The organism is Pseudofrankia coriaricola (genome assembly GCF_032027725.1).
In the GTDB taxonomy this organism is placed as follows: Bacteria; Actinomycetota; Actinomycetes; order Frankiales; family Frankiaceae; genus Pseudofrankia.
This window is the reverse complement of record NZ_JASNFO010000122.1, coordinates 1-16154: the sequence shown is the minus strand read 5'-3', so window position 1 is coordinate 16154 and position 16154 is coordinate 1. Positions and strand designations below refer to the sequence as shown.

The following is a 16154-nucleotide window of genomic DNA, read 5'->3' as shown; positions in this document are numbered from 1 at the left end:
CGCTCACGGCGGTCCGGTCATCGGCCCTTCCGGGGGGACGACCCGCGGCGCAGGACGGGCCACGTCGCCCACGCGACGGCCGTGGTCAGCAGCAGGAGCGCGGCGAGGTCGAGCGCCCAGGTGCCGGCGTCGGCCGTCCACAGCGGATCAAGCTCGGGGTCGGTCGGCGTCTGGTGGTAGCCGGTGGTCGCCGCGACCATCGCGAACCCCCACCGGGCCGGCATGAGGTATGCGAGCTGTTCCAGTGGTGGGCGACCGTCCAGTGGGATGAGCAGCCCGCACAGCAGGAACTGCAGCAGCAGGACGACCACGAGAATGGGCATGCCGCGGTCGGCGTTCGCGATCAGAGCAGAGACCAGCAGTCCCTGGGCCATCGCGGCCAGCGCGACCGCGATCATGGCGACGGCGACCTCAGTCAGCCCGCTGCCCAGCACGAGCGGCGTGTCCGGGGCGGGTTGGCCGTACAGTCCGGCGACGGCAAGGATCACGGCCTGCGCGCTGGTGATCGCGCCCAGTACGGCGAGTTTCGACCAGAGGTAGGCGCCGCGCGAGAGCCCGATCGCCTGCTCCCGGCGGAAGATGGAGCGTTCCTTGACCAGTTCGCGGAACGCTCCGGCGAACCCCGTGAACGCACATCCGAGGACGAGCACGAGCATGAGCGGCGCGATGTCGCTGTCGCTGTCGCGATCGGCCTGCGTGCCCATCCACGAAAGCCCGTGCTTGCCCGGCAGCAGTTGCGCGAAAAGGCTCAGTACCAGCGGCAGCGCCAGCAGGAACAGCGTGTAGGCCCGATCGGCCGCGATCACCGCGAGGTAGCGGCGGGCGAGCACGGCGAACTGGCGCAGCGCCGGTTGCTGTCGCGGTGGCGCGTCCGGCGCCGCCCGCGGCGCGGGCGTGGCGGGCTGCGCGGCGCCGTTCGGCATCCCGTACTTCGCGAACTGCGGCGAGGCCCGGAACCGGGCCGTCCAGTCGACGTCCCTGGAGCGGTCGAGCAGCAGGAACATGTCCGCGAAGTCACGCTGGCCGAAGTAGGCGAGCGCCTCGCCTGGCGGGCCGAAGTAGGCGAGCCGGCCGCCCGACGCGAGCACGAGCAGCCGGTCGCAGAGATCGAGTTGCGCGGGAGAGTGCGTGACGACTACTACTGTTCGGCCGTCGTCGGCCAGCTTGCGCAGAGTCTGCATCACCGACTTGTCCATGCCCGGGTCCAGCCCGGACGTCGGCTCGTCGAGGAAGAGCAGGGACGGGCGGGTGAGCAGTTCCAGCGCGACGCTCGTGCGCTTGCGCTGCCCGCCGGAGAGAGTGGTGATCCGCTGACCGGCCTGGTCGGCCAGTCCCAGCTCGCCGATCACCTCCTCGACTCGCGCGTTGCACTCGGCCGCCGGAGTGTCGGCGGGGAACCGCAGCGCGGCCGCGTACCGCAGGGCCCGGCGGACGGTCAGCTGCGGGTGCAGGATGTCGTCCTGGGGGACGAGCCCGATGCGCTGGCGCAGCTCGTCGTAGGACGCGTAGAGGTCTCGGCCGGCGTAGCGGACCTCGCCGGAGTCCGCCGGACGCTGCCCGGTCAGCGCGCCGAGCAGTGTGGACTTCCCGGCCCCGCTCGGCCCGACGACGGCCAGCAGGCTGCGCTGCGGCAGCGCGAACCCGACCCCGTCGAGCAGCCGCCGTCCGGAGCGGGTGACGACCAGGTCGTCGGCCTCGAACGAGATGTCGCCGGAGTCGGTGTACTCGACGAGGGTGCCGCCCTGCAGGTGCAGCAGGGCGTGCCCGATGCCGACGATGTCCCCGGCCCCGATCGTCGCCTGGTCGACCCGGTGGCCGTTGACGAACGTCCCGTTCCAGCCGCCGAGGTCGACGATCCGCCAGTCGGGCCCGACCCGGCGCAGCTCCGCGTGCCGGCGCGAGACGAGCGGGTCGGCGAGCACCACGTCGCACTCGGGCGCGCGGCCGATGACGACCGACGCCGCCCCGACCGGGTGCAGCGCTGTGGCCTTGCGTTCCCACCATGTCCCACTCGAGACCGGCCTGGCAGGTCCGGCGCCTGGCACCTGGACCGTGGGCGGCAGCGTGGCCGGTGCCGGCTGGGTCATCTGGTAACGCCTGGTGGCGAGGAGTGGTGCGGGTGCGGGTGCGGTCGGCGGATCGGGCTGCGCGGGCGGGTTGGGCTGTGGCGGCGGAGAGCCCGCCCCCTTCCACCAACCAGGTCCAGGCGCGGCTGACGATGACGCCCGTGCCTGGGGCGGCGGTGAAGGTGACGGAGACGACGATGGAGCCGGCGGCGGCGGCGGAGACGGAGATGGCGGTGCCGGCGGCGGTGGTGATGCGGGCGGGGTGGCGGGTGCGGGCGCGGGAGCGGTCGGTGGATCGGGCTGCGTCGGCGGGTCGGGTCGCGGCGGCGGAGAGCTCGCCCCCTTCCACCAGCCAGGTCCAGGCCCGACCGGCGTCGGCGGCGGTGAGGGAGATGCCGGCGGCGGTGACGGTGGCGCGGGCGGGGTGGCGGGTGCGGGCGCGGGAGCGGTCGGTGGATCGGGCTGCGTCGGCGGGTCGGGTCGCGGCGGCGGAGAGCTCGCCCCCTTCCACCAGCCAGGTCCAGGCCCGACCGGCGTCGGCGCCGGCGGCGATGGTGATGACGCGGGCGGAGCGGCGGATGCGGGCTTCGCCGCGGGGGCGCCGTTCGCCCGCGTCCACCATTTGCCACCCGCGGGCGGGGCGGCGGGCGGCGGGACCGGCGTCGCCGGGGTGGGCGGCGTGAGGGTCGCGAGGGCCTCGCGGGCCGCCTCCGCGAACGCGGACGCCGACGGATGCCGGTCGCTCGGAGCCTTCGCCAGACCCCGCACGATGACGTCGTCGAACACCGTCGGTGCCCCGGGCCGCGCGGCCGACAGGACGGGTGGCGGGTCCTGCATGTGCGCCATGATGACCGCGAGCCGTTCGGCGGTGACGAACGGCCTGCGCCCGGACAGGCACTCGAAGAGCAGGCAGGCCAGCGAGTAGACGTCCGCCCGCTGGTCGACCCGCCCGGACTGGAAACGCTCGGGCGCCATGTACTCCACCGAGCCGACCGCCACTCCGGTCGTGGTGATCCCGGTACCGTCGACCGAGCGGGCGATCCCGAAGTCCACGAGGTAGACGAAGTCGGTCGGACGGCCGCGGCCCGCGCACAGCACGTTGGACGGTTTGACGTCACGGTGCACCAGCCCGTCGGCGTGCGCGGCGTCCAGCGCGGAGGCGACCTGCCCGACGACGTCGACGGCCGTCCACGGGTCGAGCGGGCCGTCGCGCAGGACCGTGCCCAGGTGGGCGCCCTCCACCAGGCGCATGTCGATGAAGAGCTGGCCGTCGATCTCGCCGTGACGGTGGATCGGGATCACGTGCGGTTCCCGCAGCTGCGCCACGATCTCGGACTCCCGGCGGAACCGCTCGGCGAACTGCGGGTCCCCGGCCAGGCCCGGGAGCAGGACCTTGAGCGCGACCATCCGCTGCTGCCCGGTGTCGTAGGCGCGGTAGACCTCGCCCATCCCACCGCGGCCCAGCAGCGCCTCGATGCGGTACGGGCCGAACATCCGCTGTGTCATCGCGCCTTCCCCGGTGGTTGTCGCCGCCATCTCCGGATCATGAGGACGAGCACGATCAGCGCCAGCACGAGGGCGAGAAGCACGGCGATGACGGAGCCGTCGGCGGAGGGCAGGCCGGCGAGGCCGACGAGTACGCCCCTGATCAGGGCGGCACCGACGATCCAGACCAGCAACGCCGCGACCGTGGCGGACAGGGTTCGGCCCACAGTGCGCGCCAGCCGCCTGCCGCCGCCTGCCCGCGCCGGGGCCCGCGCCGGGGCCTGCGCCGGTCCGGGCTGCGTCGGGATCGGCCGCGGCCCGGACTGCTGCCACCACCCGGACTGCCCCGTCGGCTGGGGATCGGGCTGGGGACGGGGCCACGGCGGTGTGGAAGCGGTCGGCGTGCCGGCCGGCGAGGGGGCGGTGGTGGGCTCGGGAGCGATCGGCGCGCCGACCGTCGGGCGCGCGGCGGTGCGCGTCCACCAGGGAACGGGCCCCGTGATCAGCCCTTCCAGGTCGCCGGTGGCCGTCCAGCTCGGCGCGCAGCAGGCCCGCAGCCGGGCCGCGAGCTGATCGATCTGTGGGTCGCGCAACCGCTCGACCCACGACCACGCCTCGGTCCGATGCGGCGGCAGGTAGTCCTTGTGACCGAAGAGCAGGTTCTCGCCGTCGTTGAGCTGCTCCCACTGCCCCGGCTCGTGGGCGAGCGCCAGCAGCGAGAGGTAGATGACGAGCCCGGGGAAGGTGTCCATCCACGGGCCCCAGGGCCGGTTCTCGGGCTGGTAGTTGCGGTGCCCGCCCTCCGTCGGCGGCGGGAAGCCGGTGAACGGGACGATCCACGAGCTGTCGAAGTCGACCAGGCGCATACGGCCGGTCGCGTCGACGAGGACGTTGCCGTGCTGCAGGTCGCCGTGCGCGAATCGGGCGGCCTGCATCCGGCGCAGCAGGTCGCGCCACGAGTCGGCGAGCGTGCCCAGCGCCACGCGGTCGCCGGTCTCGACGAGATCCTCGACGTGCCGGTCGAGTGGGTGCCCCTCCACCCATTCCATCTGAACCATCGGCCAGCGCCGCCCGTTGACCAGGATCGCGTCGTCCACCCACCGACAGCTGGCGACGTCGTCGGTGAGGCCGCGTTCACTGAACCAGGTGTTGAGCGCGGTGTAGCGCTGCTGCGTGGAGGCGTCCTCGCGGGTGAAGAACCGCAGCGCCTGGGCGGTACCGCCGACCGTTGCCCTGAACACGACCGCGGTGCTGCCCGACGCCGGGACGGGGATGCCCATCATCGGGTGCACGTCGAAGCGGGCCTCGGTCAGCTCTGGCCGGTCGAACACGAGGTCGGGCCGCTGCACGGCCTTGATGTAGTCCTCGGCGGAAGGATGGCCGGTCACAAGGACACCACCAGGGCGCCGGGCTCGGCCGTGACAAGGCGGACACGCAGCAGCGTGACGTCGTCGTTGTGCATCCGCCCGGCCGCGCGCTGGTCGGCGACGATCGCCGCGAACGCCGCGTCGTGGTCCAGGCCGGCGAGTGCCGCCCACAGCGACGCCTCGTCGCGCGCGGCCTCCAGCAGCAGCCAGTGGGCCAGCGCGTCGGTGGCGATGAAGAGCACGTCGCCCGCGCGGACCTCGCCGCTGGCCAGCTCCAGACCGCGCAGCATCGGGCCGAGCGCCGCCGGGCGGGTGCCGATCCCGTCGGGCGACAGGCCGAAGCCGTCCACGCCGATCGGCGGAAAGTGCAGGAGCAGCCGGCCGGCCCGGACGTGGAACAGCACGGTGTCGCCGAGTGCGGCGGCCTCCCAGCGGGCATGGGGACCGTCGAGGCCGGTGAGGCGGCACCCCAGGAACGTCGCGAACGACCCCTCGGCATGGAACTTGTGCTCCTCGATGACCGTCGCGAACCGTGCGGGTGCCTCGGCGGCCCACAGCCGCTGGACCTGTTCGAACCAGGTGCGCAGCCCGGTCGGAGTGAGGTCGGGCCCGGTGTCGGCGACGAACGAGCCGGCGAGGTGCTCCACCCAGCGGATCGCGTCGTAGGCCTCGGTGGCGCCGTCCACGACCACGTACCGGGGCGCGACGCCGGCGGCCGGGTCGCCGTCGTGGTAGGCGGCGGCGTCCTCCCATTCCGTTGCCACGCTGCCCAGCTTCTCCAGCCAGAAACAGACGGAGCGGGCGAGAATCATCAGCGGTGTCCTCACCGGTCCCGGACGTCGGCTACCCGCGTGCCGATCTCCAGGAACCACATGAGCGTCGCCAGGCCGGCGTTGAACACGAACCCGCGACCGCCGTCGGCGATCTCCATCCGTGCGCCGCGCGCGTTCGCGATCATCGATGCCGGCAGCGCGCTGGAGATCGCGAACAGCTCGGGGCCTGGTTCGGGCAGCCCGGCGGCGGTGGCCGGGAACAGCACCTCGGGCGCGACTGTCGGCGACAGGAAGATGTTGAACAGCAGCGCCTGGCCGTCGCGGGTCTCGATCGAGGTCAGCCGGGCGGCCCACTCGGAGAGGTCCGCGCCGTCATAGGGGCTGTCGGTGACCATCCCGTCGGTGATGTTGATGACGATCGGCGGGAACGAGTCGGGGTGGCTCGCCGCCCACCCGAACACGTGCTCGCCCGCCGTCGCGATGGCCTGGCACATCGGGGTGCGGTAGCCGAACACCGGCTCGACCCAGACCGGGAGCCGGGAGCCGGCGACGGCGTCGACCGACGGGTCGGTCTCGACCCGCAGCGGGCTGTCGAACACCTGCGGGATCGGCACGATCGGCTGCCCGCCCAGCGCCGGCTCGACGCCTTCGCCGCCCGCCACCGGGCAGGCGCCATAGCCGAACACCCCGACGTCGAAATAGTGCCGGGCCTGGCCGCCGACCTCTTTCGCCGACTTCACGCACAGATCAAGCAGGATCTTGTTCACGGCCCGGGTCGCACCCTCAGCGAGGGTGCCCCCGCTGGACTGCCACGGCTGCTTCATCGAGTCAGACCGGTCCAGCAGGAACACGATGCAGCCGGGGTTGGTACGGGAGAAGGTCCGCTCGTACATGCGTCCATCCGTCCTGGTCAGCGCAGTCCTGGGTTCAGGTGGCATGCCGTCGGCGACTCGCGACGACGGTGAGCGGCCAGGCGGTGCCGGGCCGCCAGGTCCACTCGTGGCCGTCGACGCGGCAGCGGAACGCGTAGCCGGTATCGAGGTGCCGGACGTCGATGCGGAACGCACCGCAGCGCGGACACTGCACGACGCGGGCGGAGTCGCGCAGCGCCGCGAGATCGCGGGGAGCCGGGCGGACCGATTCGGTCGGGCGGGCGTCCTCGGCGGGCGCCGGGGACGCCCTGTTCCACCACTGGCCCGCCTGCGGGGTGCCGCCCGCCGCCCGCCCGACCGGTAGCACGAGCTGCGCGCTTTCCAGCCCGGCGCCGTCGGAGGCCGGCCCGGACCATCGGCTGTCCGGTCCCGGCGGCCGTTCACGGGCCGGTCCCGGCGGCCGCCCGCCGGCCGGCTCCGGCGGTCGCCCGCGGGCCGGCTCCGGCGGCCCTTCGCGGACGGGTAGCGGCCGCGCCAGCAGAGCCGCGACCAGCCAACCCACGGCGACGGCCACGAGGATCACGGCGATCGTCTTCCCGGGCGGCCGATCCTGGAACAGCAGGGCCCAGCCGAGCAGGGCCGCGGCCAGCGCCGTGACCGCGAGCAGCAGGTTTGGAACCCGACCCGCTCTCCCCGTCGCCGTGCGCTCCTCGGCTCTCGCTGTCACGATGCCTCCACACGGAACAGCACATCGGCGGCCGGATTAGTGACCGCCTGGCATTGCTGACCGTCCTTTTCCGCGTCGGCCTTCGAATCGACGAACTGCCAACCGGTCGGCAGGTCCAGACAGACCTCGGCGTTCAGCGGCAGCTCGGAAGGCGTGAACCGCCCGGTCTCGTCGAGAACCCCGCTCTTCGGCGTGCCCTCGGCATAACGGATGGTGACCTTGCCCCCGCTCGGGACCTGGTCGCCGCCGCCCGTCCTCTGCGCGATCACCTGAACCCGCTCGACATCCAGCTCGGTCGCCTTGTCGGCGGACAACGACTCCCGCCCGCACGCCGACGGCGGCTTCGACCCGGCCAGGCGCACCGGGCCGGCCGCCGAGACCACGCACACCTCGTGGTCGCCGGGAGCGACGTCCGCGGACCACGTGCCCTTCGCGTCGGTCGAGCCCGCGGCCAGCACCGTCGCACCGTCGCGGACCTGGACGGTCAGGCCGGTCAGGAGCCGGGCATCCGCCGCCGACACGGTGACAGTGACCTTCACCGCCGGGCCGGGATCCGACTCCCGCGGCGCCACGACAAGGCTCGATAGCGCGACGGCACCGAACGCGATCGCCGCCGCGTACCCGGGTGCCAGCACCGGGTGCCGCCACAGCGGCCTACGGCGCTCTGTCAGACGCATGTGAACGCGGCGCCGACACTCGCCGAGCCGGCGCACCCGCACGCGAGCACGCTCAGTACAGCCTTCATGGGAAGGAGTCTCGGGCCCGTCGGGGCGGGACACATCAGTGCCAACACCGGCTTGCGGGACGGGTTTTCCCAGTGCTGGCACCGAGGTTGGGGCCGGACGCCGGTGCTAGCGTCCGGAAGATGGACCGGGTGGCGGTCGGCCGCGTCTTCATCGTCGATGACAGCGCACCGTTCCGTGCTGTCGCCCGCGAGCTCCTGGAAGGCGGCGGCTACCAGGTGGTCGGCGACGCCGCTACCGGGGCCGGGGCACTGGCCGCCGTGCCCGCGGCCGGCCCCGACATTGTTCTGCTCGACATCGCGCTGCCCGACATGGACGGGTTCAGCGTCTGCCGGGCGCTACGCCGCTCGGCCCCCGCCGTCACGGTCGTGTTCTGCTCGGTCCGCGACGCCGAGCACTACGGTGACGCGATCGAGCAGTCGTCCGCCGCGGGGTTCCTCCCCAAGTCGGCGCTGTCGGCGGCCGCGCTGGCGCTGATCATGGCACGGCGCGCCGAGCGCAGGTAGGCGAGTACCGCGAGGACGCGGCGATTGTGCTCGGCCTCGTCGGCCAGCGCGAGCCGCTGGAAGACGCTGCGGACATGCGTCTCAACAGTGCGCGTCGTGAGGTGCAGCTCGTCGGCGATCCCGTTGTTGGACCGGCCCTGTGCCATCAGGGCGAGGACCTGCCGCTCCCGTGAGCTGAGCTCGGCCAGCTCGTCGCGCCGCCCCGTGCCGCCGCCGAGCCGGCCGCCGGCGAGCATCCGGACGACCTCGAGGTCGAACGCGCAGCCATCGGCGGCCACCCGGCGCACGGCGTCCAGGAAGTCGGGCCCGGTGACCCGATCCTTGAGGAGGTAGCCCACACCGCTCGCGGTCTGCCCGACCAGCTCGTCGAGGTGCGCGACCTCCAGATGCTGGGACAGGAGAAGCACGCCCGTCCCGGGATGGCGCCGCCGCAGCAGCACGGCCGCGCGCAGACCTTCCAGGCGGTGGGTGGGCGGCATCCGGATGTCGACGACCGCGAGGTCCGGACGGTGCCGCTCGACGGCGTCGAGCAGCTCGTCCGCGTTCCCAGCCTGCGCGACGATCGCGCACCCGTCACGTTCCAACAGCTCGGCGAGCGCCGACCGGAAGAGCGACGCGTCGTCGGCGAGGACGACACGCGTCACCGTCGCGGCCGGGTCGGGCGCGGTGGTGACGGTGGTCACGGCCCCTCCAGGGGTAGCTCGGCGTGGACGGAGGTCCCGGCACCGGGAAAACTGCGCACGACCAGCTTGCCGTCGAGCGCGGCGACCCGGTCGCGCAGCCCGAGCAGGCCCGTCCCCGCGCCCATGTCGGCGCCGCCGACGCCGTCATCGGCGACAGTGACGAGCAGCCGGTTCCCGGACGCCCGGACGTGGACCTGGACCTGGTTGGCGCAGGCGTGCTTCGCCGCGTTCGTCACGGCCTCGGCCGCGACGAAGTAAGCCGTCGCGGCCACCCCGTCCGCCAACGGCGGCAACGCGGGTCCGTCGACGACCTGCACCGGGTACGCCGAGCGGGCGGCGAGCGCCCGCAGCGCGGGCAACAGCCCGGCCTCCGTGAGCACCGCGGGGTGGATGCCGCGGGCGAGTTCGCGCAGCTCCGCCACCGCCCCCGCCAGCCCGTCAGCGGCCCGCCGCAGGAGCGCGTCTATCTCGGGGTCGGGCTGCGCAGGACCGAGCCGGTCGCGTGCCAGCCGCAGGACCAGCGCGGCCGTGACGAGCTGTTGCTGAGCACCGTCGTGCAGATCGCGTTCGATCCGCCGGCGCTGCTCGTCGGCCGCCGCGACGATGCGGACCCGGGACGCCCGGGCCTCGGCAAGCTGAGCCCGCACCTCCGCGGCGAGTCGCTGGTTGTCCAGCTCCAGCGCCGCGACCGCCGTCACCGCGTGCAGAACATGCGGGTCGGCGCGCAGCGCCGGGTCGTGCAGGAGCACGGCGACGACGCGCGGGCCGCGCCGGACCGGAGTGATCGCGTCGTCCGGGCGGGGCGTGACGAGCTGCCCGGCGGCGTCCATGTACCCGGTGGTGGAACCGGCCTCGTCCGGGCGAGGGTAGGCGATGCGCAGCGCGGGGTCGCCGAGCGCGCGGGCCAACAGGTCAGGCAGGTCGGCCGGCGATATCCGCGGCAGCTGGAGCAGGAGATCCGCGACGGCCGTGCGGCCGAGCCGGACGCGCAGCGCGCCGGCCAGGAACGCCACGGGGAGCCCGAGCGTGGCGAGGTGAGCGACCTCGTTGACCAGCAGCGCGCTCGAGTCGGGCAGCGCCGGGTGGAGCAGCGACGCGACGCTCCCGACGAGCCCGACGCCGTACACCGGCGCGAGCACCCGGCGGGCCGGCGGGGTGGCAACGAACCAGCGCCGGACCAGCAGGCCGCCGACGATCACGGCGAACACCACCTGCACGCCGTCGATCAGCATGTCCTGCAGGTCGGCCAGGTCGGCGACAAGCAGCAGGTTCGGCGTCATTGACTCGTAGAACGGCACGCCCAGCGGCACGACGACAAGCACGAACACATACACGGCGCCGGTCACCACTCGCTCGGTGCGCGCCCGCAGCCGCCCCTCCGGGAAGGCCAGCAGGACGTGCACCAGACACGCCGAGGCCACGCACCGGACGAGCATCCCGACGGTATGCGGCACCGGATCGATCGAGACCCACAGGTCCTCGGCGAACCAGGCGATGCCGACCGTCACCATCCGCAGCCCGAGCCGACCCGGCCGGCGTAGGTGCGTGACGGAGCCGGTCAGCAGGTAGAGCCCGCCGACGATGCCGGAGAACAGGGTGCTGGTCGTGTCCGGGGTCCGGCCAGAGTCCGCCAGCCAAAGGACCACCGCGCCAAAGGCCGCGCCCGCCACGGCGAGCGCCGGGACGCCGTAGCGGCTGCGCGGTCCGCTCCCCAGCCTGGCTGTGAACGCCGCGGGATCGCCCGCTGTGAACGCCGCGGGATCGGTCGCTATGAACGCCGCGGGATCGCCCGGGGGCGCCGCCTCAGGGACGGCGTCGATCGCGATGGCGCCGAGCCCGCCTTTCATGGCCGCCGCCCCGGGACGAGTCGCCCACCCGCATGATCCCGCACGGCGCGCTCCTCCCTGGACCATTCCGAGCTGACTGCGGGATCGGCCATGTTACTGATCGGATATTCGCGAGGTAATGCCAACCGGCGAGGGAACGGCTCACTCGGAAGAACATGGACAGTCGAATTCTGTTGGGACCGGTTCGGGAACGGCCGTGGGTGCCTGAAACGTGTCCGAGGGTCCCGGGCAGGGTTTCTCTGGCCGGGTCCGTCGTATTCGGAGAGCTCAGGGCGCGCGGAGGCGTTGGCGGGTCCGACGATCAGACCGCGGCCGCTGGTTCGATGAACGCGGCCGAGGGCCGCGGTCGTGGGCCGGTGGCCTTGGCGGGGTCGTAGTGGCCGCGGTCGCCGCGGGCTCCCGCCGCCGCGCTCCGCCCCAAGATCGCGATGCTGCTCGCGCCCCGCGAGGCGCAGCGAAAGGCCTGCTCTTCGCGGCCCGTCGTCGTGTTCTCGACCGTCGACAGGTGTCCGCCCCCGCCCCCCGTATCCAATGCTTGGACCACAGTAGCCGCCGGGGACCGCAGCATCCAGGCTGCCGAGTCACTGAGTGACCCGATATCGCCACCCTCGTTGGGTGGCGTGCGGGAGCATGAGCAGCATGGACGATCACACGGTCACGGGGCGGGTTGTTGCCGTCCTCGACGCGGTCGCGGCCCAGGCCGACGCCATGACCCTGGCGGAGCTGACCCGCGCCACCGGCATCCCCAAGCCGACGGTCCGGCGCATCGCGGCTGATCTCGTGGCCCGGCGCCTCCTGGAACGCCGCGATGACGGTTTTCGGCTTGGCAGCCATCTGTTGGATCTGGGTGCGCGTGCGGCCAGGCATCACGGTCTCCGCGATGTGGCCACGCCATACGTTCAGGAGCTCTTTGCGCGCACCGGGGAAGTTGCCTGGATCGCCGCGGCAACCGAGAGATCCCTCACACTCGTGGACAGCGCGTTCGGCACGAACCGGGCACAGGCGGTGCGGCAGGGGGAAGGGACGCTGGAATTCTCCGGCCCGGCCCTTCTTATGACGGCTGCCGGCCGGGTTCTGCTGGCCGACCGCCCCGACCTTGTCGAGCAACTGCGCCCGCAGTCACTACCGAAGGCCACCGCCCGTACCACCACCTCGTGGCCACAGCTCATCGCCGCCCTCGCGGTCGCCCGCGACACCGGAACGGCCATAGAGCACGAACAGTCCAGGTTTGGATACAGCTGTATTGCCGCCGGGATTCGAGACCAAGAAGGCTCCCTCGTCGGCGTCCTCGGTATCACCGGACGCATCGGCAGTTGGGCGCCCGAGCGTATAGCCCGTCCGCTGGTCGCCGCGGCGGCCAGCATCGAATCTTCGCTGAAGGCCCTGACACCGTGAACCGGGGCGCACAGTCGCATCGCGGAAATCAACGGGATACCGAGTCCTCGGGAGACAGTCTCGCCACTGTTCCGTGCCAGAACTCGGGTTGAGGCCGGATGGTTCCGCTCCGGATCTCCGCCGTGATCGAGAGGGCTCCCAGCAGGGCGGCGGGATGGCACCCACATCGATGAAGACGCCGAGCTGGTCGGATCTGGTGGCGAGGTGTCTGGCGGCCGGGCCGTAGCCATGCGGCGCCAGGCGAGCGCGACCAGTCCGGCCAGCGTGGCCGGGAGGCTCGCCAGCATCGGCGTGCTGGTGAGCTTGGCGATCTCGGAGCGCAGCTGCCGCCTCATGACGCCCTACCGAGGTCACCGGCGATCAGGCGTTCGGCGCCATGCGCTCGTGCCGGGCCGCGAGATCAGAGCGTGGGGTGTGGTGCGGTGTCCGCGACAGCGGCAGGAACGGCCGGGGGGCAGTGGGTGGCGTGGTCGACGAGGGCTGGCACCGTCGGCACGGCGACGGGCAGGAGTAGCAGCGCGGCGGCACCGGCGGCGGCGAGGTAGCGCGCGGCCCAGCTGAGGGGACGGCCGGGGGCGAGCAGACGGCGCACCCGTTCCGCGGCGCTGCCGCCGGCCATCCCGAGCACGGGCGCGGGCGGCTGGCCGGCGACCAGGTCGAGCAGGGCGCGGGCGACGGTATGCGGGGTGGAGCGGCGGGCGGCGCTGTCGTCGGCGGCCATCTCGACGAGTTGTCGCACCTCGTCGTCGGCGGTGGTGAACAGCGGCAGTCCGGGGAAGGCACGGGCGAGTACCGCGGTGACGGTGGTGATCAGGTAGTGGTGGCCGCGTAGGTGGGCGTACTCGTGGGCGATCACCGCGTCGAGCAGCGGCGGGTCGAGCAGCGAGAGGGCACTCTCGGAGACCACGACGAGCCGGCGGCGGGCGGGCAGGCAGTAGACCGCCGGCACCGGGTGCTCGACGACAAGGACGTCGCCACGGGTGGGGTGGCGATGCCCGAGTGCCCGCAGCACGGCGGCGTGCCGGCGCCGCAGCTGGCGCTGCGGCAGCGCGACGGTTGCCGTCGCGTACAGGATGCGCCCCGCGACGATGGTCATCACACCGAGCCCGGCCGCGTCCATGGCCAGCGACACGGCGGTGCTGGAGACATGATGCGGCGAGATGCCGCACGCCATGATCAGCGACATGATCGCGTGGCCGACGGTCAGTAGCGGCACAACCAGCAAGGCTCCGAGGAGGCACACCGCGGCGACCGTGGACAGGCAGGCGGCGACCCACAAGCCGATGCCCAACCTCGGCGCCCTGCGGGTCCAGCCGGCGCCGCGCAGTAGCCGCGGCGCGAGGAACAGCATCGCCAGGATGTAGCCGGTCAGCAGCGGGGCCGTCACGTCAGTCCGCCCTTCTCCTGAGCGCGCCAGCGCAGCGCGTCGCCCAGCGCCTCTACCTCGGCGGGGTCCACGGACCGGACGAAGTGCAGCAGGGCCATCCCACGGTTGTCGGTGCTGGACAGCACCTCGCTCAGCTGCCGCGCGGTGTACTCGCTGCGTGAAAGTGTGGTGGCGTAGACGTACCCGCGGCCGATCCGCTCCCGGGTGAGCCAGCCCTTCTGGAAGAGGCGGTCCATCACCGTCATGACGGTGGTGTAAGCGAGCGGGCGGACCTGCTGCAGATCCTCGAGGATGTCGCGTACTGTGGCCGGCTCCACGCGAGCCCACATCCGGTCCATCACCTCGGCCTCGAGGTCGCCGAACAGCTCCATCCCACCTCCCCTCGCCCTGCCCTGTGCGCCGGGTCAGAGCGGGCCGGCTTGTGACAAGGCGATGGTGCCACGTCTCGCCCGTCGCCAGCCGGCGGGGATGAAGCGCCCAGTCCGGCTGCGTTCAGCGGGCAGCTGAGTGCCGCTAGTCCTGTGTTTCGCACATCGGATTCTGGTGCCCCTACCCGCCCCGGTGATCACGTTTTTCGATCATGGAGGCTGGGTGGGGTCGACTCCGAGGAGGTCGAGCAGGTGGCGTTGCAACGTCCCCGGCCAGGGGATGTAGGCGGGCTGGCCGCCGATGGCGGGAACCAGGCGCAGCGCGGCGAGGGCTTCGAAGACGAGCCGGCCGGTGGGCCTGGCGGGCCGCCCGGCGTAGAGACCCGGCAGCTTCTCGGCCGGAGCGATCGCCCGGCGGACCTCACGTTCGATCAGGCTGAAGACCAGCAACGCCAGGCAGATCACGTGGATCAGCCCGTCGATCCGCTGGTTGGACCGCAGGAACAGCGGCGCGACGGCGAGCGGCCCCTTGTAGTCGCTGTAGCGGCGCTCGACCTTCTCCTGCCCCTTGTAGCGGCGCAGCACCTCGGCCGCGTCCGCCTCGGCGACGGTCAGGTTCGTCAGCAGCGCGTACCAGCCGTCGCTGGCTGCCTCGGCGGCCAGGGCCGTCTCGTCGAACGCCCAGGTGAAGGTGGTCTTCCCACTGGCCTCATCGGCGTCGATCTCGTAGTGGACCAGGCCGGTGACCCGGCGGGACCGGCAGACCTGCTCGGCACGGGCCCGTACCGCCTGCTCGTCGGGGTGGTAGCGGGTGCCGGCGGTGCGCACGAGCCGGTCGAGCTCGTCGGTGGCCCTGGCCAGCTTGAGCCGGCGGGCGGACACGGCGGCCTGGGCTCTGGCCGACGACCAGACGTGGACGGTGCGCACGACCAGCGGCGGATCCTTCTTCCGCGGCCCGCGCACCGTGGTCCGGCCCTCACAGGCCCGGTAGAAGGCCCGCTGGTGGGCGAACTTCTCCCGGTCGCGGACGGCGACGTAGTCGACCGGGGCCGCGGTGGTCACGTCGAGGGCGGCGAGCACGGTCGCGGGCACGACGTTCCTGGGCGCCGGGGCGATGAACCGTGCGCCGTCGGTGGCGACGAGCGCGGACAGGTTGGTGTAGGAGACCAGCTTCGTGTCGCCGACCAGCAGGAACGGGCGCGGGCCGGCGGCCGTCCGCAGGGCGCGCAGCGCACCGACGACCTGACAGACCTCGGCCGCGCCACCGTCGTAGGCCCTCGCGACCAGCGGGACCCCGCCGTCGGCGAGGACCCCGAGCCCGGTCTGGATCTGTTTGAGGTCGGGCCGACGGTCCTTGGGATGGCCGTACCGCGGCGTGGCGTAGTCGGGATCCGTCTCGGGGTAGGCGCCGTACAGGGAGATCGACGTCATGTCCCAGTGCACCTGGGACACATCCAGGCCGAAGCCGGCGACCGCGGCCGCGCCGATCGAGCCGACGACCTGGTCGGCCTGCTCCGCGAGCGCGTCGAGGGCCCGGGCGATCCGGTCGTCGCCCAGCGCGTCCGCCGGGACGTCGAAGACCTCCTCGACCGCCCAGGCCGCCGCCCAGTCGGCGACGCGGACCATCGCGGTCGGGCAGGTCAGCCGGTTGGCGATCAGGACCTCGATGACCTGGCCATGGGTGAGCCGGGCGATGTCGCGGACCGGGCAGAGCCGGCCGACGGTGCCGGCGACATCGAGCCGGCGCAGGAAGTCACGGATGACCGGCAGCGCGCCGAGCATCTTCTCGACGCTCGGCGGCCCGTAGTCCGCCGCGGCCGTCACAGCCAGGAACCGTGCCAGGCCCACCACTCCGCGGCGCGGCAGGCCCGACACAGAACGATCAAAAGATCACGTAGCTGGCCCATCACACGCACGTGCGAAGGACAGGGCTAG

The 16154-nt window shown here is 72.8% G+C and carries 13 protein-coding genes; 2 read left to right on the top strand and 11 right to left on the bottom strand.

What is annotated here, in order from left to right:
• Positions 1-17: 17 nt before the first annotated feature.
• Genes QOZ89_RS42385 through QOZ89_RS42360 form a run of 6 tightly spaced genes read right to left on the bottom strand, consistent with a single transcriptional unit; the run spans position 18 to position 7925 of the window.
• A complete protein-coding gene (locus tag QOZ89_RS42385) occupies positions 18-3602 on the bottom strand; it encodes a protein kinase domain-containing protein (protein ID WP_312629850.1) in 3585 nt (1194 codons plus the stop codon).
• A complete protein-coding gene (locus QOZ89_RS42380) occupies positions 3569-4939 on the bottom strand; it encodes a hypothetical protein (RefSeq protein ID WP_312629849.1) in 1371 nt (456 codons plus the stop codon). Before QOZ89_RS42380 ends, QOZ89_RS42385 begins: the two co-directional genes overlap by 34 nt.
• Positions 4936-5745, bottom strand: coding sequence for a hypothetical protein (locus tag QOZ89_RS42375; protein WP_241841469.1), 810 nt, complete (start codon positions 5743-5745; stop codon positions 4936-4938). The genes QOZ89_RS42380 and QOZ89_RS42375 overlap by 4 nt, the downstream gene beginning before the upstream one ends.
• Positions 5742-6584, bottom strand: a complete 843-nt coding sequence (locus QOZ89_RS42370; RefSeq protein ID WP_071046663.1) for a vWA domain-containing protein — start codon at positions 6582-6584, stop codon at positions 5742-5744. The genes QOZ89_RS42375 and QOZ89_RS42370 overlap by 4 nt, the downstream gene beginning before the upstream one ends.
• 34 nt (positions 6585-6618) lie before the next feature.
• Positions 6619-7290 (bottom strand): hypothetical protein, encoded by a 672-nt coding sequence (locus QOZ89_RS42365; RefSeq protein ID WP_312629845.1) that lies wholly within the window; start codon positions 7288-7290, stop codon positions 6619-6621.
• The gene (locus tag QOZ89_RS42360; RefSeq protein WP_241841470.1) at positions 7287-7925 is read right to left on the bottom strand and encodes a hypothetical protein; all 639 of its coding nucleotides are present in this window, start codon (positions 7923-7925) and stop codon (positions 7287-7289) included. The genes QOZ89_RS42365 and QOZ89_RS42360 overlap by 4 nt, the downstream gene beginning before the upstream one ends.
• A 230-nt stretch (positions 7926-8155) precedes the next feature.
• Between QOZ89_RS42360 and QOZ89_RS42355 the strand changes: the two genes are divergently transcribed.
• Positions 8156-8539 (top strand): response regulator, encoded by a 384-nt coding sequence (locus QOZ89_RS42355; protein ID WP_071046665.1) that lies wholly within the window; start codon positions 8156-8158, stop codon positions 8537-8539.
• Here the strand turns inward: QOZ89_RS42355 and QOZ89_RS42350 are convergent.
• Both QOZ89_RS42350 and QOZ89_RS42345 read right to left on the bottom strand, forming a co-directional pair.
• Complete coding sequence (locus tag QOZ89_RS42350; protein ID WP_312629841.1) at positions 8431-9222, bottom strand: response regulator transcription factor; 792 nt, start codon at positions 9220-9222, stop codon at positions 8431-8433. The two genes, QOZ89_RS42355 and QOZ89_RS42350, sit on opposite strands and share 109 nt — an antisense overlap.
• Positions 9219-11069, bottom strand: a complete 1851-nt coding sequence (locus tag QOZ89_RS42345) for a sensor histidine kinase (protein WP_312629839.1) — start codon at positions 11067-11069, stop codon at positions 9219-9221. The genes QOZ89_RS42350 and QOZ89_RS42345 overlap by 4 nt, the downstream gene beginning before the upstream one ends.
• 630 nt (positions 11070-11699) lie before the next feature.
• Between QOZ89_RS42345 and QOZ89_RS42340 the strand changes: the two genes are divergently transcribed.
• Positions 11700-12464, top strand: coding sequence for an IclR family transcriptional regulator (locus QOZ89_RS42340; protein WP_312629837.1), 765 nt, complete (start codon positions 11700-11702; stop codon positions 12462-12464).
• Between the two features lie 400 nt (positions 12465-12864).
• On the opposite strand, the gene QOZ89_RS42335 is transcribed toward QOZ89_RS42340, so the two are convergent.
• The 3 genes from QOZ89_RS42335 to QOZ89_RS42325 form a co-directional block, all read right to left on the bottom strand.
• Complete coding sequence (locus QOZ89_RS42335; protein WP_312629835.1) at positions 12865-13851, bottom strand: M56 family metallopeptidase; 987 nt, start codon at positions 13849-13851, stop codon at positions 12865-12867.
• A complete protein-coding gene (locus tag QOZ89_RS42330; RefSeq protein ID WP_312629833.1) occupies positions 13848-14222 on the bottom strand; it encodes a BlaI/MecI/CopY family transcriptional regulator in 375 nt (124 codons plus the stop codon). Before QOZ89_RS42330 ends, QOZ89_RS42335 begins: the two co-directional genes overlap by 4 nt.
• Before the next feature lie 207 nt (positions 14223-14429).
• Positions 14430-16043 carry an IS1634 family transposase gene (locus tag QOZ89_RS42325; RefSeq protein WP_312628410.1) on the bottom strand — a complete coding sequence of 538 codons (1614 nt, stop codon included), beginning with the start codon at positions 16041-16043 and terminating at the stop codon, positions 14430-14432.
• Positions 16044-16154 lie beyond the last annotated feature (111 nt).